The organism is Lentzea tibetensis (genome assembly GCF_007845675.1).
In the GTDB taxonomy this organism is placed as follows: domain Bacteria; phylum Actinomycetota; class Actinomycetes; order Mycobacteriales; family Pseudonocardiaceae; genus Lentzea; species Lentzea tibetensis.
Map to the genome: position 1 here is coordinate 267,528 of NZ_VOBR01000007.1, position 21,038 is coordinate 288,565.

The 21,038-nt window shown below is 70.5% G+C and carries 20 protein-coding genes; 12 read left to right on the forward strand and 8 right to left on the reverse strand.

The annotated features are described in order from the left end of the window. The first annotated feature begins 325 nt into the window (after positions 1–325). Together FKR81_RS13670 and FKR81_RS13675 are read left to right on the forward strand one after the other, a co-directional pair. Positions 326–1,909 carry an alpha/beta hydrolase gene (locus FKR81_RS13670; protein ID WP_186762958.1) on the forward strand — a complete coding sequence of 528 codons (1,584 nt, stop codon included), beginning with the start codon at positions 326–328 and terminating at the stop codon, positions 1,907–1,909. Between the two features lie 76 nt (positions 1,910–1,985). Beyond that, complete coding sequence (locus FKR81_RS13675) at positions 1,986–2,825, forward strand: hypothetical protein (RefSeq protein WP_146351767.1); 840 nt, start codon at positions 1,986–1,988, stop codon at positions 2,823–2,825. On the opposite strand, the gene FKR81_RS13680 is transcribed toward FKR81_RS13675, so the two are convergent. Both FKR81_RS13680 and FKR81_RS13685 read right to left on the reverse strand, forming a co-directional pair. Beyond that, a complete protein-coding gene (locus FKR81_RS13680) occupies positions 2,804–3,781 on the reverse strand; it encodes a hypothetical protein (protein ID WP_146351769.1) in 978 nt (325 codons plus the stop codon). The genes FKR81_RS13675 and FKR81_RS13680 overlap by 22 nt on opposite strands. Continuing rightward, entirely contained in the window at positions 3,778–4,494 is a 717-nt protein-coding gene (locus FKR81_RS13685) for a sulfite exporter TauE/SafE family protein (RefSeq protein ID WP_235921520.1), read from the reverse strand. The genes FKR81_RS13680 and FKR81_RS13685 overlap by 4 nt, the downstream gene beginning before the upstream one ends. A gap of 60 nt (positions 4,495–4,554) precedes the next feature. Here FKR81_RS13685 and FKR81_RS13690 point away from each other — a divergent pair, with 60 nt between their 5' ends. Together FKR81_RS13690 and FKR81_RS13695 are read left to right on the forward strand one after the other, a co-directional pair. After that, positions 4,555–6,282, forward strand: coding sequence for a LamG-like jellyroll fold domain-containing protein (locus FKR81_RS13690; protein ID WP_146351771.1), 1,728 nt, complete (start codon positions 4,555–4,557; stop codon positions 6,280–6,282). Positions 6,283–6,375: 93 nt separating this feature from the next. Beyond that, entirely contained in the window at positions 6,376–7,458 is a 1,083-nt protein-coding gene (locus FKR81_RS13695; protein WP_146351773.1) for an FAD-dependent oxidoreductase, read from the forward strand. Here the strand turns inward: FKR81_RS13695 and FKR81_RS13700 are convergent. Both FKR81_RS13700 and FKR81_RS13705 read right to left on the reverse strand, forming a co-directional pair. Continuing rightward, positions 7,455–8,387 carry a sigma-70 family RNA polymerase sigma factor gene (locus FKR81_RS13700; protein ID WP_146351775.1) on the reverse strand — a complete coding sequence of 311 codons (933 nt, stop codon included), beginning with the start codon at positions 8,385–8,387 and terminating at the stop codon, positions 7,455–7,457. The two genes, FKR81_RS13695 and FKR81_RS13700, sit on opposite strands and share 4 nt — an antisense overlap. Positions 8,388–8,423: 36 nt before the next feature. Continuing rightward, the gene (locus tag FKR81_RS13705) at positions 8,424–9,380 is read right to left on the reverse strand and encodes a helix-turn-helix transcriptional regulator (protein ID WP_186762959.1); all 957 of its coding nucleotides are present in this window, start codon (positions 9,378–9,380) and stop codon (positions 8,424–8,426) included. Between the two features lie 90 nt (positions 9,381–9,470). Here FKR81_RS13705 and FKR81_RS13715 point away from each other — a divergent pair, with 90 nt between their 5' ends. The 4 genes from FKR81_RS13715 (at position 9,471) to FKR81_RS13730 (ending at position 13,941) form a co-directional block, all read left to right on the forward strand. Beyond that, positions 9,471–11,783 (forward strand): ATP-binding protein, encoded by a 2,313-nt coding sequence (locus FKR81_RS13715; protein WP_146351776.1) that lies wholly within the window; start codon positions 9,471–9,473, stop codon positions 11,781–11,783. 39 nt (positions 11,784–11,822) lie between these two features. Then, on the forward strand, positions 11,823–12,494 hold the full coding sequence (locus tag FKR81_RS13720; protein ID WP_222598258.1) for a dioxygenase family protein: 672 nt from the start codon (positions 11,823–11,825) through the stop codon (positions 12,492–12,494). Between the two features lie 11 nt (positions 12,495–12,505). Continuing rightward, positions 12,506–13,567 carry a beta propeller repeat protein gene (locus FKR81_RS13725; protein ID WP_146351778.1) on the forward strand — a complete coding sequence of 354 codons (1,062 nt, stop codon included), beginning with the start codon at positions 12,506–12,508 and terminating at the stop codon, positions 13,565–13,567. 182 nt (positions 13,568–13,749) lie between these two features. Beyond that, entirely contained in the window at positions 13,750–13,941 is a 192-nt protein-coding gene (locus FKR81_RS13730; protein ID WP_222598259.1) for a S1 RNA-binding domain-containing protein, read from the forward strand. A gap of 46 nt (positions 13,942–13,987) precedes the next feature. Here FKR81_RS13730 and FKR81_RS13735 read toward each other — a convergent pair whose 3' ends face one another. From FKR81_RS13735 to FKR81_RS13750, 4 genes are all read right to left on the reverse strand, one after another. Further along, positions 13,988–14,770 carry a hypothetical protein gene (locus FKR81_RS13735; RefSeq protein WP_146351782.1) on the reverse strand — a complete coding sequence of 261 codons (783 nt, stop codon included), beginning with the start codon at positions 14,768–14,770 and terminating at the stop codon, positions 13,988–13,990. Continuing rightward, the gene (locus tag FKR81_RS13740) at positions 14,763–15,188 is read right to left on the reverse strand and encodes a hypothetical protein (RefSeq protein WP_146351784.1); all 426 of its coding nucleotides are present in this window, start codon (positions 15,186–15,188) and stop codon (positions 14,763–14,765) included. Before FKR81_RS13740 ends, FKR81_RS13735 begins: the two co-directional genes overlap by 8 nt. Before the next feature lie 109 nt (positions 15,189–15,297). Further along, positions 15,298–15,768: a hypothetical protein gene (locus FKR81_RS13745; RefSeq protein WP_146351786.1), complete on the reverse strand. Its 471-nt coding sequence runs from the start codon at positions 15,766–15,768 to the stop codon at positions 15,298–15,300. Next, the gene (locus FKR81_RS13750) at positions 15,768–17,201 is read right to left on the reverse strand and encodes a helix-turn-helix domain-containing protein (RefSeq protein ID WP_235921521.1); all 1,434 of its coding nucleotides are present in this window, start codon (positions 17,199–17,201) and stop codon (positions 15,768–15,770) included. The genes FKR81_RS13745 and FKR81_RS13750 overlap by 1 nt, the downstream gene beginning before the upstream one ends. Positions 17,202–17,642: 441 nt before the next feature. Between FKR81_RS13750 and FKR81_RS13755 the strand changes: the two genes are divergently transcribed. From FKR81_RS13755 to uvrC, 4 genes are all read left to right on the forward strand, one after another. Continuing rightward, positions 17,643–18,065 (forward strand): hypothetical protein, encoded by a 423-nt coding sequence (locus tag FKR81_RS13755; protein ID WP_235921522.1) that lies wholly within the window; start codon positions 17,643–17,645, stop codon positions 18,063–18,065. 11 nt (positions 18,066–18,076) lie between these two features. Beyond that, positions 18,077–18,475: a Rieske (2Fe-2S) protein gene (locus FKR81_RS13760; protein WP_186762960.1), complete on the forward strand. Its 399-nt coding sequence runs from the start codon at positions 18,077–18,079 to the stop codon at positions 18,473–18,475. 103 nt (positions 18,476–18,578) lie between these two features. Next, on the forward strand, positions 18,579–19,082 hold the full coding sequence (locus FKR81_RS13765) for a Rieske (2Fe-2S) protein (protein ID WP_235921523.1): 504 nt from the start codon (positions 18,579–18,581) through the stop codon (positions 19,080–19,082). A gap of 43 nt (positions 19,083–19,125) precedes the next feature. Further along, the gene (uvrC, locus tag FKR81_RS13770) at positions 19,126–21,027 is read left to right on the forward strand and encodes an excinuclease ABC subunit UvrC (RefSeq protein ID WP_146351794.1); all 1,902 of its coding nucleotides are present in this window, start codon (positions 19,126–19,128) and stop codon (positions 21,025–21,027) included. Positions 21,028–21,038 lie beyond the last annotated feature (11 nt).

Here is a 21,038-nt window from a genome sequence, read left to right on the forward strand (position 1 = left end):
GTGGCCGCTGATCGGGCTCGCGCTGGGTGAGCGGCTTTGTGCCGGATTTGCCTGTTGATCAAGGTTGAGCGACCGGAATTGTCGGTGCTGGCTGGGAGAATGAAAGCAGGGGACCCCCTGGCGGGGACCCCGGCGAAGCCGTGCTCGGCGTGTGCTCGGCGTGTGCGCGGCCTGCTTGCGCGGCGTGTGCGCGGCTTGCCTGCGTGACGTGTGCGCGGACGTGTGCGCAGCTCGCATGCGCCACCCTGCCTAACCTGCTGAGACGCAGCGACAATCCTCCGATCGTGGGTGTTGTCGTCACAGGGTGAATGAAAGATTTCACCCTGTGACCTCATCGAAAGCAGTCAGAGCGGCACTGACGGCCGCTCTCGCGCTGGGCCTCGTCGCCGCACCGGCGAGCGCAGCCGCAGCGGAGCCGGAGGCAGCGCAGTCGCAGGCGGCACCGATCGCCTGGGGGAAGTGCGCGGAGGACGTGCTCGCTCTGATCCCCGTCGCCGAGCGGCCCAAGGTCAGCTGCGCCAACCACCCGGTGCCGCTCGACCACTCGCGCGCGAACGGCGCGAAGATCGACATCGCGCTGATGAAGCGCCCGGCGCCCGACCAGTCGAAGAAGATCGGCTCGCTGTTCATCAACCCAGGCGGCCCCGGCGGCGCCGGACTGCGTTACGCCGGGTTCGGGGCGAACTTCTTCACGCCCGAGGTGATGGAGCGCTTCGACCTCATCGGGTTCGACCCGCGGGGCGTCGGCCGCAGCACCCCGCTGCGCTGCTTCAAGACCTCCGAGGAAGCGGACGCGGTCTTCAACCGCATGTACGACGTGCCGGTCTCCAAGCAGGAGATCGACAGTCACATGACCGCCACCAAGGACTACACGAGGGCCTGCGCCCAGAACGCGGGTCCGCTGCTCAAGCACATGGCGACCGAGGACGTGGCGCGCGACCTGGACCTGTTCCGCGCGGGCGTCGGTGACAAGGAGCTGACCTACGTCGGCTTCTCGTACGGCACGCTGCTCGGCGCGACGTACGCGAACCTGTTCCCGCAGCGGTCGCGCGCGATCGTCATCGACGGCAACGTCGACCCGAAGCTGCGCACCCACAACGGAACGCAGTACGACCGGGAACGCGCCCAGGGCTTCGAGATCGCGCTCGACGGGTTCCTCAAGCGCTGCGACGCCGTCGGGCCCAAGTGCGCGTTGAGCGGTGGCGCGCGCAAGAAGTTCGACGCGCTGCGCGAAGCCGTGAAGGTCAAGCCGGTGACGCTGCCGAACGGCACCGTCGTCAAGTACGGCGACCTGATCGGCCGGGTGGCGGGCAACCTGTACCAGCCGGCCACGTTCACCGCGCTCGCCGCATGGCTGCAGAGCATCCACGCCGTGCTCAACCCCGGTGTGATGGTCGCGCAGGACGCCCCGGAGCTGGCGCCCGCGCACAACGGCAGGCTCGACTTCCTCCCGCTGGAGGACGGGCCGTACCTCGCGGACGACTCGTACTACGGGGTCAACTGCACGGACAAGCCGTTCGTCCGGGCGCCGCAGCTGTTCCCGTTCGTGGCGAAGCGCTGGGAGCGCGAGTCGCCGACGTTCGGCCGTTCGCAGGCCGCGTCGGACCTGCTGACCTGCGCGTCGTGGCCGGTGCCGTTCCCGGACCGGTACTCGGGGCCGTGGAACAGGAAGACCAAGAACCCGGTCGTCGTGGTCGGCAACTACTACGACCCGGCGACGCAGTACGAGTTCGCCCGCCGCATGGCGCGTCAGCTCGGCAACGCGCGGCTGATCAGCGTCGACGCGTTCGGGCACTGCATCCTCGGCAAGGCGGCCGGTGCGGACGCCGCGGTCACCAGGTACCTGGTCGACCTGAAGGCGCCGGACAACGGTCAGGTGTTCCACCCGAACGTCCAGCCGTTCGCGTAGACCGGTTGGTGCCTTGATCTTCACGGCGGCGGCGGCCAGAGTGGGCTCGCCGCCGCCGTGAACGAGAGGCATCACGATGAGATTTGCGGCGCTGGCTGTCGCACTGCTGTTCCTGGGCGCCGGAACGGCGGACGCCGCGGCCATTCGCGGCTGGCGGCAGGTCGACCGGACCACGGTGTCGAGGACCCTCGCCGACGAGGGGCTCGGGACCAACAAGTCCGTCGTCTACTACCGCGGCAACGCCGGGATCCCGCAGCCGATCAAGGACGAGGGCTGGGGCCACATCGGCGACACGGACGCCATCCGCGGCCACGTCTTCGACGCATACCAGTGGACCAAGGACACGTCGCGCACCACCAAGATGTTCCTCGTGACGCTGCCGGACGGGCGCAGTTTCAAATACGAACACGAGCTGGAGCCCGGTGAGCCGTCGCTCAACGCCAACTCGTTCGTCACCGTCTCCCCGGACGGCCAGTGGCTCGTCGCGGGCACGCTGGAGAAGGTCCAGGAGCTGTTCGTCTTCCCCGCGCCGGTGCTGAACCCGCGCGTGCCCGCCGGTGGCGGCAAGCTGCCGCTGGTCGGCCGGATCAAGCTCGACCGCCCGGTGCGCAGCGTGCAGGGCTGCGACTTCATCAACGCCGTGCGCATCCTGTGCGGCACGTCCGACAACTTCAACGACCTGTTCCCGACGAGCATGTCGTTCCTGCAGCTCGATCTGGCCGGCCCGGTGCGCGGGGGTGACAACCGGGCGCGGATCCAGCGGCTCGGCCAGGTGCCGATGGACGGCACGTGCACCGGCAGCTTCGTCACCGAGGGCGTCGACTACGACGTCGCGACCGGACTGCTGCGCATGTCGGTGAACCTGCCGACGCCGTGCAGCGCCGAGACGGCCGTCTACACCTTCCGGCGCCGGTAGATCAGCGCACCGGCCACCAGCACGATCGCCGGTAGCGCGGCGGGGAAGATCAGCGGCCACACGACGGGCCCGGTCTGCGCGGTGAACAGTTCGGAGATCAGGAACCGCGCGCCGGGCTCGTCCGGTCCAGGCCGGCTCGGCCACGTCATCAGCAACGCGGCCAGCGCGACCAGGCACGCCACCGCGTCGCGCCGCACGAGCGCCCAGACGAGCAGTCCAGATGAGATCGCGATGCCTGCCAGCCAGATCCACACCGCGTCGATGCCGAACCCGCTGTACGGCCCTGAAGGCGCGAGGACGACGTGCACGATGCCGGCGAGCAGCACGACTCCGCCCGTGAACAACGGGTACGTCCGGTCGCGCGGGTACACCGCCAGAGCGGTGGCGGCCAGCAGCAACAGAGCGGGGGCCGGTGAGTAGAGCGCCAGCGCGCCGAACGCGACGGCGACCAGCGCGACCGGGATGTTGCGCCGTCGCGCTGCCCAGCCGGCGAGTCCGGCCGCGAGCACGAGTGCGGCGAGCGGAAGTGTCCGGCCCTCGGTGAACGACACGGCCAGCGACGTCTCACCACCCGGCTGGTACGAGAACCAGCCGTAGTAGTAGTCAGGCTGGCTGCTCTCGTAGAACGGAGTGATCGTGGTGCCCGAGGTGTCGATCAAGCTGACGACGTGGTCCAGGCCGAGGTTCAGCTGGTTCCACGGCTCGACGGCCAGTGCGAACACACCCGCGGCCGCCAGCGGCACCCACGCACGGGGCGGCGCGACGACGGTGATCACCAGTGCCAGGACACCGGCGGCGATCAGGCCGTCCGTCCGCCACGCCGAGTCGGCCACGTACACCACGAGGGCCACGACGAGCGCGAGCGTCAGGTCGAGGCCTCGGACCTTCTGCCAGCGACGCGTCCGGAACCAGCCGGCGAGCGCCAGCACCGCGAGGCCCGCGTAGACGGCGGTCATGCGAGCAGGCTCCTGACGATCAGCACCAGCGCGCTGGCGCCGCACACGACGAGCACCGGTGTGCGGATGCCACCCGCGTCGAACCGCTTCCGCAACGGCCCGGACAGCAGGAACCCGGCGACGAGGAACGGGATCAGCGCCAGCCCGGTCCACAGCTGACGCGCGTGCACCTGACCGGCCATCAGCAGGCCGAGGATGGACGCGCCGGAGCCGAGCACGAAGAACGCGGCCATCGTGGCGCGCACCTCCGGCCCCTTCGAGTCCTGGTAGAGCAGCCCGACGACCGGCCCGCCGACGGACATGGCCGTGCCGAACGACCCGCTGGCCACCCCGGCCGTCACGAGCGCGCGGGGCGTCGGCGACGGCCGCCACGCGACCACCGACAGCACCACGCAGCCGAGTACGACGGCGCCGACGAGCAGGCCGAAGTCGCGCTGCGACAGGGAGTCGACGAGCCAGATGCCGACGACCGTGCCGGGCAGCCTGCCCGCCATGGCCCAGCCGACGCCGCGCCAGTCGACGTGCGAGTGCTCGCGGATCAGCGACATGATCGAGTGCGCGGTGGCCGCGATCAGCACCGGCACCGGCAACAACGTCGGATCGAGCAACGCGAGCAGCGGCACGGCCAGCAGTGACAGGCCGAACCCGACGAGACCTTGCAACAGCCCGCCGAGCGCCACGACCACGCCGGCGAGCATCAACCCCAGTGACACGAGCCCAAGGTTAACGGTCAGTTTGTTTCCTGTTGTGTGAACGCACCTAGCATGCCGCGCATGACGACCCGCCGAACGTTCCTGCTGGGCACCGGGGCCGCTGCCGCCCTGGTCACGACCCCCGCGGCGCACGCGGCGCCCGACATCCGGATCGGCGGCCGCCCGGACCCCGGCAGCCAGCGCTTCACGCTCGCCGTGATCCCGGACACGCAGTACCTGTTCGATCAGGACCGAGGCGACTCGGAGCCGCTCGACGCGTCGTTGCGCTACCTGCTGGACAACACCGGCCGCGAGAACATCGTGTTCATCTCGCACCTCGGCGACCTCACCGAGAACGGACTGAAGAGCGAGATCGACGACATCAGCGACTCGTTCAGGGTCCTCGACCGGCGCCGGGTCGGCTACAGCGTGCTGGCGGGCAACCACGACCTCGACTCGCGCACCGACGACCAGCGCGGCCGCACCCCGTACCTCGACGAGTTCGGGCCGCACCGGTTCGAGAACTCGCCGACGTTCCGCGGCGCGAGCGCGGACGGCTACAACAGCTACCACGTTTTCAGGGCGGCCGGCCGCGAGTGGCTGGTGCTCGCGCTGGACTGGCGCATGTCCGCCAAGGGCTTCGCGTGGGCGCGCGAGGTGCTGACGAAGCACCCGAAGCTGCCGGTCATCCTGACCACGCACGAGCTCGTGCAGGCGGGGGAGCAGGACACGGCCGAGCTGTCGGACTACGGCCGCAGGCTGTGGAACGAGCTGATCAAGGACAACGACCAGATCTTCCTCACGCTCAACGGCCACTTCTGGCCGCCCGCGCGGGCGGTGCTGCGCAACACCGCGGGCAACGACGTGCACGTGCACATCACGAACTACCAGGACCGCTACTACGGCGGCAGCGCGATGATCCGGCTCTACCAGTTCGACCTGGCGCGCGACGTGATCGACGTCCGGACGTTCTCGCCGTGGCTGGCGGCCAAGAAGAGGCTCAACTCGCTGGAGCGCGGGGAGATCGAGCTGACCGGCGCGGCCGACCGGTTCAGCGTGCCGATCGACTTCGAGCAGCGGTTCGCCGGGTTCGCGCCCGTTCCCGTGCGGCCCGCGCGTCCGGTGAGGCAGGTGCTCGTGCCCGGCATGGTCGCGTATTGGCGGTCCGAGTCGCTGAAGGACCTGTCGGGCAACGGGAACGACCTCAAGCAGGTGGGCAACCTCACCCAGTCACCCGATCACCACCGCGACTCGCCCAGCCACGGCAGCACGTTCTTCGGCAAGGACGGCTACCTGTCCACCGTGGACAACGCGCCGATCAACCGGATGACGTTCGACCGCGGCTACACGATCGAGGCGTTCATCAAGATGCCCAAGGGGTTCGACCACGCGTGGTGCGGGCTGTTCACGAAGCTCGCGCCCGGCTCGGCGGCGGGCAAGACCGGTGACGACCCGAGCGAGCCGATCTGCACGCTCAACCTCGCCGGTGGCGGCGGGCTGCAGTGGGCCGTCTTTCCCAGGAACCAGAACGGGTTGTCCACCAACTGGGGCCACGAGATGGCGCAGGACACCTGGTGGCACGTGGCCGTGGTGAACGACGGCAGGCACACCAAGCTGTTCGTGGACGGTGCCGAGCTGCTGCGCAACCCGTCCACTCCGGCGGTCGGGATCTCCACGGCCGGTGACCCGTGGCTCATCGGTGCCTACGCGTACAACCGGATCGTCGAGAAGTCGTACCACGGCTGGCTCGGTGACCTGCGCGTCGTCGATCGCGCGCTGCCCGTCGAGAAGTTCCTGACGTCTCAGTAGGGTTACGTCATTCGGCCGCAAACGGGCTGAATCCCGAACTGTGCTTGTGATGTCAACGTTCGTCCTCCTGTCGGGTCACCAACTGGAGGACGAATGCGATATCACTTACCCAGGCGCTACTCCCGGCGCGTGCTGGTCATCGGTGCGGGCGTGATCGGCTTGACGACCGCGTTGTGCGCGCGACGCCGGGGCTTCGAGGTCACCGTGGTCGCGGACCGGTTCGCGCCGCACGTGACGTCGGTGGTCGCGGGAGCGCTGTGGGAGTGGCCTCCTGCGGTCTGCGGCCAGCACCGCGACCAGCTCTCGCTGAGCAGGTCGAAGGAGTGGGCCGCGCTGTCGTACCAGATCTTCAACGACCTGGCGGCCGACCCGCTGACCGGTGTGTTCATGCGGCCCGCGGTGTTCTACCACCGCACGCCGGTGGAACGGGACCCCGTCGCGCTGGCCAAGATGACCGAGCTCCGCGCGCACGTGAAGGGTTTCCGGCACGACGCGACGCTGATCGCGCTGCACGGCGTCTCGAAGGAAGCGGTCGACGCCTACGAGCACGTGGCCCCGATGATCGACACCGACCGGTACCTGGCGTGGCTGCTGCGCGAGGTGCGCACGTCGGGCTGCGAGGTCGAGATCGGCCTCGTGCGCGGCAACCTCGTCGAGAACCAGGCGAAGCTGCTGCGCCGCTACGACGCGTCGGCGATCGTCAACTGCACCGGCCTCGGCGCGATCGAGCTGGCGTCCGACGACGACCTGCGGCCGTTGCGCGGCGCGGTCGTGCACGCCCGCAACCCCGGCATCACCTCGGCGCACTGCATGGCGTTCGACGAGCACGCGCACGGCCAGAACATGATCTTCGTCGTGCCGCGCGGCCGCGACCGCCTGGTGCTCGGCGGACTCGTCGAGCCCGACCAGTGGACGACCGACCTGACCATGAAGAGCAGGCAGGTGCTCGAGATGGTGGCGCGCTGCCGCGCGTTCCTGCCCGCGCTGCGCGGCGCCGAGCTGATGCCCGGCAACCCGGTGCGGGTGGGACTGCGCCCGTACCGGCAGCGCAACGTGCGCCTGGAGATCGCGCGCGGCTCGGCCGTCGTGCACAACATCGGGCACGGCGGGTCGGGCTTCACCTTCTCCTGGGGCTGCGCGGAGGAGGCGGTCGATCTGGTCGAGAAACTGGGTTAGGCGGTGTCCGGCAGGCCGAACGTGGCGAACAGGCGAGGGTCGAAGAACGAGGCGACGTGCCTGACCCGGTCGCCGGTGAACGTCAGGACCTGGAGGTTGAACGGCCGGAACACGCCGTCCGGCGCACGCAGGTAGAGGCCGTACGCGGGCTGGCCGTTGGCCTCGACGGCCAGCATCCGCGCCCCGCCCGGCACCGCGGGGCACTGGTTGGTGAGGTGCCACGCCACCATGTCCGGCCCCAGGTACCAGCCGGGGTAGGGCGGCATCTCCCACACGACGTCCTCGGTGAACATCGCGACGATCGCCGGGATGTCCTTGGCCTCGAACGCCTTCACCCACCGGTCGAGCACCGCGCGCTGGTCCTGTGAGGACGGTTCCACCACGTCGTCCTCGTTCAGCTCGCCGACCTGGGAACGGGCCCGCTGCAACGCGCTGTTGACCGCCGCGACCGTCATGTCCAGCTGCTCGGCCACCTCCGCCGCCGACCACCGGAGCACGTCGCGCAGGATCAGCACCGCGCGCTGGCGGGCAGGCAGCAGCTGCAGCGCCGCCACGAACGCCAGCCGGGTGGACTGCCGCTCACCGACGATCGTGGCCGGGTCGGTCGGGATCGGCTCCAGCCACGGCACCTCGTGGTCCTGCACCAGCGGGTCGTCCGGCCCCGACGACGCGCCGAGCCCGGCGGGCAGCGGCCGCCGCGTGCGACTGTCCAGCGCGGTCAGGCAGACGTTCGTCGCGATCTTGTACAGCCACGTGCGGACCGACGAGCGGCCCTCGAAGCCCGCGAACGACCGCCACGCGCGCAGGTACGTCTCCTGCACCAGGTCCTCGGCGTCGTGCACCGAGCCGAGCATGCGGTAGCAGTGGGCGAGCAGCTCGCGGCGGAACGGGTCCGCTACGCGGGCGAAGTCCTCGCTGACCAGCGTCATGGCAAGACTTTATGCGAACCCCGCGCCTCAAGCCGTTCAACGACGGCCGCTGACTGAGCGCGCCAGGCGCTCGGACAACTCCCGCATCCGCTCCACGAGCTCCGGCGGTTCGAGCACGTCGAACTCGAAGCCGATGTGCAGCAGGTGGAACGCCATGGTGTCCAACGACTCCCCGCCACTGCGCATCAGGCACGACGAAGCGTCGATCTCCTCGAGCTGCACCGAAGTGGGGGAGGTGCGGTCGGCGACGTCTTCCAACGGTGCGTGGATGACCAGCACCGCTTGGTAGGTGTAGACGGACGAAGCGACCGACCGCGACACGTACGCGGCGAGATCGTCGGCGGGCGCGGTGCGCGGCGTGAACCGGGCGGCGAGAGCGGGGACGTCCGCGATCCGGTCCGCCCGGAAGGTGCGCCAGTCGGCGCGGTCGACGTCCCACGCGACGAAGTACCAGCGGCGACCGGTGTGCACGAGTCCGAGCGGCTCGACCAGCCGCCGCGTGTCCGCACCGGACCGGTAGGTGAACCGCAGCTGCTGGTGGTCGCGGCACGCGCCGGCGATCACGGTCAGCACCTCGGCGTTGACCGCGGGGCCGCCCGCGGTGAGCGGGGTCGTGTGCTCCTGGAGCGCCTGCACGCGGCGGCGCAGCCGGGACGGCAGCACCTGTTCCAGCTTCGCGAGTGCGCGCACGGAGGTCTCCTCGATGCCCGCGACGGTGCCGTTCGCGGCGGTCCGCAGGCCTACCGCAACGGCGACGGCCTCGTCGTCGTCCAGCAGCAACGGCGGCAGCTCGGCGCCGGCGCCCAGCTGGTAGCCGCCGGTCACGCCGGGCAGCGAGTTCACCGGGTAGCCGAGGCTGCGCAGCTTGTCCACGTCGCGGCGGATCGTGCGCACGTCGACGCTCAGGCGTTCGGCCAGCTCCGGGCCCGTCCAGTCGCGCCGGACCTGGAGCAGCGACAGCAGGCGCAGCAGCCGTGCGGAGGTTTCGAGCATGGCGGAAGTCTGTCATCCAACGAGGACAAGAAGTGTCCTCAACCACGGGAAGTATACGTCTTGATACGGACTGCTACTAGGGTCAGCGCAGTGGCGGCGAGGAGATGTGAGGCTTGCGGCGTCCCGCTCCAACCACGCGGCGGACGGCCTGCCAGGTACTGCTCGGGCACGTGCAGGCAGCGCGCGCACCGGCAGCGCAGGCAGCCGGACACCCCGCTCGACGGGCTCATCGGACGCGAGCAGGACCTGATCGGCGTGCGCGCGCTCGCCCGGTCGAACCGGCTGGTCACGCTGGTCGGGCCGGGTGGTGTCGGCAAGACGCGGCTCGCGCTGGAGCTGGTCAGGGGTGACGAGCAGGCGCGGTTCGTCGAGCTCGACTCGGTGACCGACGTGCTCCCCGCCGTGGCCGCGGCGTTCGGCGCGGACGAGCGCGGTGGCGCGCGGATGATCGACGCGCTGGTCGCGTCGTTGAGCACGAAAGTGTTGCTGGTGCTGGACAACTGCGAGCACCTGGCCGACCCGTGCGCACTGCTCGTCGACGAGCTGCTGCGCCGGTGCCCCGGCCTGCGGGTGATCGCCACCAGCCGGGAGGCGCTGCGGATCCGCGGCGAGGTCGTTTACCGGCTGAGCGAGTTGTCGCTGCCCGCCGAGAACGCGTCGGACCGCACGGACGTCCTGCGTTCCGACGCCGTGCAGTTGTTCGTCTCACGGGCGCAGGCCGCCGATCCGTTGCTGGAGCTGACGGACGAGAACGTGCCCGTCGCCGGGCAGATCTGCCGCAGGCTCGACGGGTTGCCGCTCGCCATCGAGCTGGCCGCGCGGCGGGCAGGTGCGCTGTCGTTCGAGCAGATCCTCGCCGGGCTGCACGAGCAGCTGCTGACCGACGGGGACCGGACCGCGCCGGTGCGGCACCGCGAGCTGGCGGCGACGATCGGGTGGAGCCACCGGTTGCTGTCCGACGAGGAGCGCGCGGTGTTCCGCAGGCTCGCCGTGCTGTCCGGTGGGTTCGACCTCGCCGGTGCCGTCGCGGTGTGCGCGTTCGACGGCATCTCGCCGGACCTCGTCGGCAGGCTGGTGTGCAACCTCGAGGCCAAGTCGCTGGTCGTGCGGATGCGCGACGCCGGGCGGTTCCGGCAGCTGAACCTGATCCGCGCGTACGCGTTCGACCGGCTCGTCGAGGCAGGTGAACTGGGGCTCGCCCAGGACCGGGCCGCGGACTGGCTCGTGGGTGTCGCCGGACCCGTGTGCGGAACGCTCGTGCTCGGCGAGGAGCTCGGGCGCGAGCTGTGCCGAGAGCAGGAGAACCTCGTCGCGGCGGTGGCGCACGCGACGGACGAACGTCATGCCGTGCTCGCGGTCGGGCTGGTGCGCTGCTGGTACCGGCAGGGCAACCTGACGCCCGCGCGGCAGTTGATCTCCGAGGTGCTGGCCCGGCTGCCCGCGTCGGACCTGCGCGGCGACGTGCTGTCGCTGGCCGCCGTCCTCGCGTGCCTGCAGGCCGACCACGTGTCCGGGGCGCCGCTGGCCGAGGAGGCCGTGCGGCTGGCCAGGCGACGGCAGTGCCCGGCCGGGCTGGCGAACGCGCTCGACGCGCGTGCGCTGGCGTTGCTGTGCGGTGGACGGCAAGCGGAAGCCGTTGCGGCGTACTGGGAATGCCTGGACGTGGTCGAGTCGCTCGGCCGACCGGTGGACGCCGCGATCGCCCGCAACCGGCTCGCCTGGGCGCTGGTCCAGTCCGGTCAGGTCGACGCGGCCGCCGAGGTGCTGGGCGACGCGGTGGACGTGCTGCGCGCGGAGGCGACCCCGCAGCACTACGCCGCGGTGATGCACACGCACGGCGCGATCCGGCTGGTGGCGGGGGAGTGGGACGCCGCGGAGTCCGCGTTCACCGAGGCGCTGGAGGCGTCGCAGCCGCGCAGCCCGCTGCTGCTCCACTCGCTGGAGGGCTTGGCGGTCACGGCCGCCGCGGCAGGCAACGCCAAGCGCGCGTTGCGGATCGCCGCGGCCGCCGCGCGCGGGCGGTCGCGCAGCCAGCGGGAGCCGGAGGCGTACTGGCGCGGCGTCGTGACGGAGGCGACGACGCGGGCGCGCACCAGGCTCACCGGCGCGGCGGCCGCGGCGGCGGAGGCGGCCGGCCGCCGGATGCGCGACGACGAGCTGGTGGCGTACGCGTTGCGGCGCACGGCATCCGCGACGCGAGGCCCGCTGAGCCCGCGTGAGCTGGAGATCGCGTCGCTCATTGCGGCCGGGCTCACGAACCGGGAGATCGCGACCAGGCTCGCGGTGTCGATCGGCACGGTCGCCACGCACCTCAACAGCATCCGCGACAAGCTCGGCCTGCGGTCGCGCACGGGGATCGCGTTGTGGGTGAATGAGACGGGGTTTCGTGACGTGAACGCCTGAGGGATGTGCGCACGCCCGGCTGACAGAAGTCTGGTGGTCATGCCACCACAAGAACCGACGTCGCGGCGCGCGTTCATCAAGACCGGGGCGCTGGGCGTGACCTCCGTCGCGATCGCGGCCGCCGCCGGCTCGGCCGAACCGGCGCTCGCGGCACCGCGCCCGGCCGACGCGCCACTGCCCATCACCCCGTCGTGCTCAGGCCACGAGACGCCGTCCTCGGTCGAAGGTCCGCTGTTCAAGCCGAACTCGCCCGAGCGGACCAACCTCGTCACCCCCGCGATCACCGGTGTGCTCCTCGCGTTGCGCGGCGTGATCTACGACCGAGAGTGCAAGCCGCTGCCCGGTGTGCTGATCGACTTCTGGCAGTGCGACCAGAACGGCGACTACGACGAGCACGGGTTCTCGTTGCGCGGCCACCAGCTCACCGACTCCGCCGGTGCGTACCGGTTGGACACGATCGTCCCGCGCGACTACTGGGGACGGTGGGGCAGGCGCGGCGCGCACATCCACGTGCAGGTGCAGGCGCCCAACGGGCCGGTGCTGGTGACCCAGTTGTACTTCCCGGACGACACCCAGGCGTACGGGCGGAACTTCGCCGCGCACAACGCGGGCGACCAGTTCTTCAACCGCGCCTGCGTGGTCACGCTCGGCCCGAAGCAGGGCAACCGCTACGCGGGCCGGTTCGACTTCGTCATCAAGACGACCGCGTGAGGGGAAACGCCATGCCGCTCAAGAGGATCGGCGCGCTCGTCACCGCGCTCACGCTCGTCACGGTCGCCACACCGTCGTCGGCGTCCACACTGGGACGCGGGCCGTGGACGCCGACCCCCGCCCCGGTCGAGAAGGGCGACATCACCGCCGTCGCCGCGCTCGACGGCAAGACCGCGTGGGCCGTCGGCTACCGGCTGGTCAGCGACGACGAGGCGCGCCCGATCGCGTTGCGCTGGAACGGGAAGACGTGGGCGCAGGAGTCCGAGCTGCCGCGCGACAGCTTCCCGCAGGCGATCGAGGTGCGGTCGCAGTCGGACATCTGGACCGTCGGTGACGGCGTCCAGCACTGGGACGGCAAGTCCTGGTCCGTCGCGGACTTCGGCCGCGACCCGGCAGGCTACTTCCTGCCCGAAGGCTTGGACTCGGTGCCGTCCGGACAGGCGTGGGTCGTCGGCAGGCTCGTCGCCGACTCGGTGAAGGACCAGGTCCCCGTCGTCTACGGGTGGGACGGTTCGGCGTGGGCCAAGCAGGCGCTGCCGGACGTCGGCAAGGGCGAGCTGACGAGCGTGGTCTCGTTGGCGCCCAACGACGTCTGGGCCGCCGGCTTCAGCGCGACCTCGCCGCAGACCTCGCTGGTCGTGCACTGGGACGGCAAGTCGTGGACGCGGGTCGCCAGCCCGTCGGTCTCCGGCGCGCACACGTGGATCTCGGCGCTGCACGCCGGACCCGGTGGCGTGTGGGCGGTCGGCGGCAGCAACGCGGGCGCGGCGGACCGCCCGTTCGCGGCGCGCTGGGACGGCCGCCGCTGGCAGGCGGCGCTGACCCCGAACATCGCGGACGGCAGGCTGCGCGCGGTCGTGTCGACCGGTGACGGCGAGCTGTGGGCGGTCGGCGGCAAGGGTGCCGTGACGGTCGCGCTGCGGTGGCAGAAGACGCTCAACCGGTGGGTGCGCACGGCCGCGCCGGACGTCGTGGTGCGCGGTGTCGCCGCTGTGCCGGGCAGCTCGTCGCTGTGGGCGGTGGGCATCGCCAAGAAGGGCGACCTGGTGCCGGTGATCACGAGGACCAGGTAAGGCGTTGCGGCCGACCCGGTGTGTCGCATAGGGTTTGCGGCATGACTGCCGGGTCGGCCTTGCGCCGTTCACAGATCGGTTGCCCGGCCGCGGCTTGACCTCCGGGCGGGCTCGCGGCCCGCCACTCCTCGCGCCACTGCTGTCCAGTGTGGACGTCTGCGCGAGAGAGGAGGTGAATGCGCATGATTCCCCAGGTTGGTGAGGTTTTCACCGGCACCGTGGTGTCCAACGTTCCGTTCGGTTCGTTCGTGGAGCACCCGGATGGCAAGCACGGCCTGCTGCACGGCCAGACCGTCGAGGTCGGATCGGCCGTCGAGGTCAAGGTCCTGGCCTCGGACGAGGTCCAGCAGCGGTTCAGCTGCGAGCTGGCCTGAGATGTGAGTGAGTAGGGGGCTCCGGCGCGCGACGGAGCCCGCTGACTCACGCCGTCTTGTGCTTCTCGCACTCCTTCTTCAGCCGGTCGTGCTCCTTCTGTTGCGGCGCAGAGGAAATCTGCACGTTGAAGGTGTAGGGCCTTGCTGTCACGCCGAACGCGATCCGGTACACGACCAGGTCGACCGCGGTCTTCAACCACCCCGTGTCGGTGCTGGGCGCGTACGGGCCGAGCGCGTTCTCGAACCACAGCGGCACGACCTCGTCGCGGTCCAGCGCGGGTTCGAGCCGTTCCCGCACCACCTTTCGCACGGTCTTCACGGCGTCTTCGGCCGCCTGCTTGCGCTGCTCGAGCTCACCACGCTCGTGCAGGTATTCGGCGTGCGCTTGTTGCGCCAGCGCCAGCTGTTCGTGCGGTCGCTGTTGCGCGGTGACCACGAACGAGTCCCACTTCCGCTTGTGCTCCTTGAGGTTCCGCGCGCCCGGCCGGGTGAACGCCCGCGCGGCGTGCACCGCCTGCTTGAACTGCCGGAGGTAGTTCGCGCTCGCCTCCTCGGCCTTGACCAGCTTCAGCTTCGTGTCCGCGGCGCGCGGCAGGCTGATGCTGAAGTGGTCGCGGCACAACGCGATCACCTCGGGCGTGAGTTCGGGCCAGTCGTCGAGGTCCACCCGGTCCTGGCGCTCGGCGACCGCGCGCACCTTGCGCTCCACCGCCGTGATCCGGCTGGTGATGCTCGGCAGCTGCGACGCCGCGGCACTGCCCTGCTTCGCCGCCTCGTTCGCCGTCCTGCGCAGCTCGGCGAGCTGTTGCTTGAGCTGGTCGTCATCCACCGAAGGCACCTCCGAACACCAGGCACAGCAACGCCACGGCCACCGCGACCACCCCGGCGACGAGGCGCACCCGCGCGTTGTTCCCCGTCGGCTTCACCAGGAGCAGCACGCCCACCGCCACCGTCGGCAGCAGGAACACCAGCAACCACTTGCTCGACAGCACCGCGGCCACGACACCGAGCGCCGTGATCACGCCGCCGAGCACCTGGTTGACCGGTCTGAGCTTCTCGGCCTCGCGTTCCAGCCGGATCTCGTCGAGCTCCCTGCGGACGTCGAGCATGGCCTGGAGGCGGGCCTCGACGAGCGCGACGGCCGCCCGGCACGCCTCGCTGCCCGGCTCGGTCGCCTCGAGCCGGTCGATCTCGGTAGCTAGTTGGCGGCGGTGGTCATCCATGCGTGCGGCGGAATCGGCTGCCATGGCGGCTGATGGTGAACCGGCCGCGGCCGTGCCGAACACCCCGTACCGCCAGGAATAGGCCGCTCGGCGTCACAAGACCACTGGATCGGCGTCCGGCCGCGTCTGCCGTTCAGCCGCGACGCGCCCCGTCCGGCCACACGACCTCGACCCGCAGACCCCACGCGTGCGCCTCCTCGACGACGTCGCCGGTGCCACCCCGCCCACCGGGTTTGCCGTCCCACACGGCGACGAGCAGCTCGACGGACGCCAGCATGCGCTCGTTGGCCGCGACGTAGGCCTGCCGCCCGGAGAGCAACCGGGGCAGCACGCTCACCACCGTCGCGCGGGCGCGCAGCTCGTCGTAATCAGCGAGCTGGTGCGGCTTGAGCCGGTCGCGGTAGTCGAGTGCGGGCAGCACGACCTCGACCTGCCCGCCGCGGTCCAGCACGGCGCGCGCGAACACCTGGTCCGCGCCGGGTGCCAGGCAGGTCACGCCGACCAGCGGCGACGTGACCTGCGACAGCACGTCGAGAATCCCGGCCCGGACCAGGGGGACGCACGAGGGCACCAGGTTGCTGTGCCCGGTGATGCCGACCCGCATCAAGCCGTCCGGATGGCGCGGATCGCCTCGGTCGTGTCCTGCACGGCCTTGAGGTGGCGATGCCCCGCCGCTTCCTTGGCGAAGTCCTGCAGCTTGCGCAGGACCCGTCCGGACGAGAGCTTGGCCGCGGTCGGCAGCACCTCGTTGATCAGGCCGCACGCGGCCTCCGGGTCACCGGCGACCATCTTGGTGCGGGCCAGTCCGATCACGTCGAACGCCCGGTTGCGGACCTTCGACGGGTCGCGCAGCGCCAGGGCCCGCGTGATGTGCTGCTCCGCGTAGATCGCCTGCTTCGGGTCGTGGACGGCCAGGTCGCGGCACCGCGCCCCGATCACGCCCTCCAGCTCGGCCTCGTCGAAGCTGTGCAGGAACCGCGGCTCCTGGGCGGTCTCCCGCTGGGCGAACACGTCCTGCGCCATGCCGACGGCGTGGTGGAACTCGCGCACCCTGCCCATCTGCGCGTACGCCCACGCCTCGCGTGTCAGCAGCAGCGCCCGCAGGACCGGTGTGCCCGTCCTGCGCGTGCCGTACTGGCCGAGCTGCACCAGGTCCAGGCCGTCGTCCGCGCGACCGAGGTCGAACATCTGACGCGCCATCGCCGCGAGGCACAGCGCCGCGAAACCGTCGTTCTGGCCCGCCTTCGCCATCCGGACCGCCAGCACGTAGTAGCGCTGGGCCGCGTCGTGCAGCCCGGCGTCGAACGACATGCTGGCCGCCACCTTGGACAGCTCGGCACCGATGAAGAAGGCCCGTTCCGTCGTCGGGCCCGCCGGCGCGCGCTGCAGGCGTTCGGCCAGCTCGTCGAGCTGCCCGAGCACCGCCTTGCGCGCCAACCCGTATCCGCCACGGCCACCCCAGCCGCGCAGCCCGTCCGCGACGCGTTGCAACGCGGCGAGCTCCTCCTCGCTGATCGCCGACGCCGACGACCACCGCGACAGGTTGTGCAGCGGATGCAACCACCGCTGCAGCGGCTCGACCAGTGCGGACCCCACCGTCACCGCGGCGGCTCCGGTGAGCGCCGCTCGTCTGCTGATCGCCAAGTCGCTCCTCGCCGTCTCCTCGACCGAACGGGCAATGCTCGTCGCGTCCCACGGAGCCGCGAGCACATCGGGCGGAGCCGCGCTCGCGGGGCCCGCTTGGCTTGGGATGACGGCGCGGTCGAACCACAGCCGGTCGATCGGAACGCGCAAGACGTGCGCGAAGTGACGCAGCTTGTCCAGTCGCTCGATCGGGTTCTCCCCGGACTCGTAGCGCGACAGCTGCGCCTGGCTGATGCCCAGCCAGGCCGCCATGCGATCCTGCGTGACCCTGCTGACGTGCTGCGGGTTGTGCCGGTACGCGGAGATCACCGCGCCCATGTCCCTGTCCGCGAAAGCGGCCGCCATCGCCGGGTGCTCCCAGAACGACTCGGGTACGTCCGGGGGTCCGTGCACGTCAGATCGGGCGTTGCGGCGACACCGGTGGCAGAGGCTGTCCGAGTTGTCGGCCGCGATGAACGCCCCGCACGGGCAAGCGCGCCTGGTACTGGGTCTACCGGTTCCCATGCGCATCGCCCCCGTCACTGAGCGTGTTAGAAGTGTAATCGCTGGTGATCGATAGTCCATGCATCTCATGCATAAGTCGTAATGAGTGGCGTGTCGCGGGCCTTGTGCACCCGTCCGGCGGATGGGCTTGATGCATCCGCTGCATGAAAGTCATCCACGCCCCGAATGGTGTTGTCGACAACTGGGACGCACCCTGCACATCAGCAGGTGACGGGTCGATCCCCGACATCCGCTCCGCCTGACCCACCACCGGGGAGGACGTCGCCGATGACCATCACGACCGCGGATACCGGTAAATCCGGAATCCCTCAGAACAGAGCACATGATCGGTTGATCGGCGAGGCAGTCGCCGGATACCGCCTGCTCGGCTGGCAGGTGTCCGTGACCGAGCAGGGCGTGTTCCTCCCCTTGGGGCCGGCGACAACAGCGCTGGCCATGCCCGCCCGGATCGGGTCGCGCGTCCTCGCCGACCTCAAGTCGCGCATGCTGGCCGGCCCCGTCACGGTCATCCCCGGCCCGCGCGAGCACTGGATCTTCCTGGCCGAGCTGGTCGCACTGCTGCCGACGCACCTGAAGGCGCCGCCCGAGGTGCAGTTCGTCCGGTCGCCGCACCGGATCGCGCTCCCGCCCACCATGACCAGGTACGGCTCGCTGCGCTGGGCCAACCCGCCATCGCACAGCAGGCACTGGTTCCCGCCGTTCACGGCGGTGCTGGCGCTGGCCCGGACGGCGACCGCAGAGGACCGGCGGTAGAGAATCGCAGGGTGCATCGCCGAGCCCTGTTGTGCGGGCTCGCCGCAGCTGCCTTGACGGCCTGCGGTGGGTCCGCCCCGCGCAAGACCGGTGGAGTCGGGACCGCCCGCCCCGGTGACAAGATCGCCGCCGCCGCTGACGTCCCCGTTGGCGGCGGTGTGCTCGTCGACCTTCCGGGTGACGCGCAGCTGTTGCTCGTTCAGCCGGCCGAGGGACAGATCAAGGCCTTCAACCCCTCGTGCCCACATGTCGGGTCTCTGGTCAACCCACCGGCCCGCGGGGTGATCACCTGCCCCCTGCACGGAAGCACGTTCGACGCGGCGACCGGGGTCGTCGAAAAGGGCCCCTCACCTCGTGGTTTGGCCGAGGTGGCGGTCACTCGTTCGGGTGGAGATGTGCTGCTGGCCTAGCTGTGCGGAACCTGTGGATCTTCCAGGGTGGTGAACTTTTCGGACGGGTGGTTCGTAGTCGTGGGGTGAACCCGGACACATCCCACCACCACGGAGGAGCGTCTTGAACTCCACCGATCAGACCACCCGCCGGTCCATGCTGTGCGGCATCGCCGTCGCGCTGGCCGTGCCGAGCGGAATCCTCGTCACCGCCTGTGGGAGCACTCCCACAAGCGGAAGCACGGGCAGCGGGTCGGGGACCACGGGGAACACCGGGAGCGCGGGCAGCACCGGTAGCGGCTCGCCTCCCACCGGACGGGGCAACCCGAGCCTCAGCGCGCTGGTCGCGCTCGCGGACGTCCCCGAGGGCGGCGGCGCCGTGGTCGACAACCCCAACGGCGGCAAGATGGTCATCGCGCGCACGTCGGCGACCGAGGTGAAGGCGTTCAACGCGACGTGCCCGCACCAGGGCAGCATCGTGGGGGAGCCCAGCGGCGGCACGATCACGTGCCCCAGCCACGGCAGCCAGTTCGGCTCGTCCGACGGCTCCCTGAAGAAGGGACCCGCCACCAAGGGCCTGACCGCGATCAACGTCAAGATCGAAGGGGATCAGATCGTCCTGGCCTGAGGCCTGACGGTTTCTGTCAGACCCCAGCACTAGGCTGAACGGCGTGGCAGACCCCTCGACGTACCGCCCACCCGTGGGCACGATTCCCGAAGCCCCTGGCGTCTACAAGTTCCGCGACGCCGGGGGCCGGGTCGTCTACGTCGGCAAGGCGAAGAGCTTGCGCGGCAGGCTCAACTCCTACTTCGCGGACCTGGCCGGGCTGCACCCGCGCACCCGCCAGATGGTCACCACGGCGGCGAGTGTCGAGTGGACCGTCGTCAGCACCGAGGTCGAGGCGCTCCAGCTCGAGTACAACTGGATCAAGGAGTTCGACCCGCGGTTCAACGTCCGCTACCGCGACGACAAGTCGTACCCCGTGCTGGCGGTGACGCTGCACGAGGAGTTCCCCCGGCTGCACGTGTACCGGGGCGCGCGGAAGAGGGGCGTCCGGTACTTCGGCCCGTTCGCGCACGCGTGGGCCATCCGCGAGACGCTCGACCTCCTGCTCCGGGTCTTCCCGGCGCGCACGTGCTCCGCCGGTGTTTTCAAGCGGCACGGCGAGATCGGCCGCCCGTGCCTGCTGGGGTACATCGACAAGTGCTCGGCGCCGTGCGTCGGCAAGGTGTCCGCTGACGAGCACCGCGACATCGTCGACGACTTCTGCGACTTCCTCGCGGGCAAGACGGACCACATGATCAAGCGGCTGGAACGCGAGATGTCCGCCGCCTCCGAGGAGCTGGAGTTCGAGCGGGCCGCGCGGCTGCGCGACGACCTGGCCGCGTTGCGCAGGGCGATGGAGAAGCAGGCCGTGGTGCTCGGCGACGGCACCGACGCGGACGTGGTGGCGTTCGCGCAGGACGATCTCGAGGTCTCGGTCCAGGTGTTCCACGTGCGCGGCGGCCGGGTGCGCGGCCAGCGCGGCTGGGTGCTGGACAAGGTGGAGGACGTCGACGACAAGGTGCTCGTCGACCAGTTCGTCACGCAGTTCTACGGCGAGGACGTCGAGTCCGTGCCGCGCGAGGTGCTGGTGCCGGAGGTGCCGGACGACGCGGAGGCGTTGCAGAACTGGCTTTCCGTGCAGCGCGGCGCGAAGGTCCAGCTGCGGGTGCCGCAACGCGGTGACAAGCGGGCGCTCATGGAGACCGTTGCGCGTAACGCGGCGGAGGCGTTCGGGCAGCACAAGTTGCGGCGCGCGGGTGACCTCACGGCTCGTTCCGCGGCGCTGCAGGAGATCCAGGACGCACTGGGGCTCGACACGGCACCGCTGCGCATCGAGTGCGTCGACGTGAGCCACGTGCAGGGCACGGACGTCGTCGCGTCGCTCGTGGTGTTCGAGGACGGGCTCGCGCGCAAGTCCGAGTACCGCCGCTTCGCGGTCCGCGAGGGCGCCCAGCAGGGCGACGTCGGCTCGATCGCGGAGGTCGTGCGGCGGCGGTTCCAGGCGATGCTGCGGGAGAACACCAACACCGGGCCGAATCCGGGCATCGATCCGGAGACCGGCCGCGCGCGGAAGTTCGCGTATCCGCCTAACCTGCTCGTCGTCGACGGTGGTGCACCCCAGGCCGCCGTGGCGGCGGACGTGCTGGCCGAGCTGGGCGTCACGGACGTCGCGGTGGTCGGTCTCGCGAAGCGGCTGGAAGAGGTCTGGCTGCCGGGCGAGCCGGACCCGGTGATCCTGCCGCGCACCAGTGAGGGTCTCTACCTCTTGCAGCGGGTGCGAGATGAGGCACACCGGTTCGCGATCGCGTACCACCGGCAGAAGCGGTCGACGAGGATGACGGCGTCCGCCCTGGACGGTGTGCCTGGGCTGGGTGAGACGAGGAAAGCCGCTCTGCTCAAGCACTTCGGCTCGGTGCGCAAGCTCCGGCAGGCGAGCGTCGATGAGATCAGCGGGGTGCCCGGCGTGGGCCGGCGCACCGCCGAAGCAGTGTTCGCAACGTTGAGTCAAGAGGAGACGAAGTCGTGAACGCGGAGAAG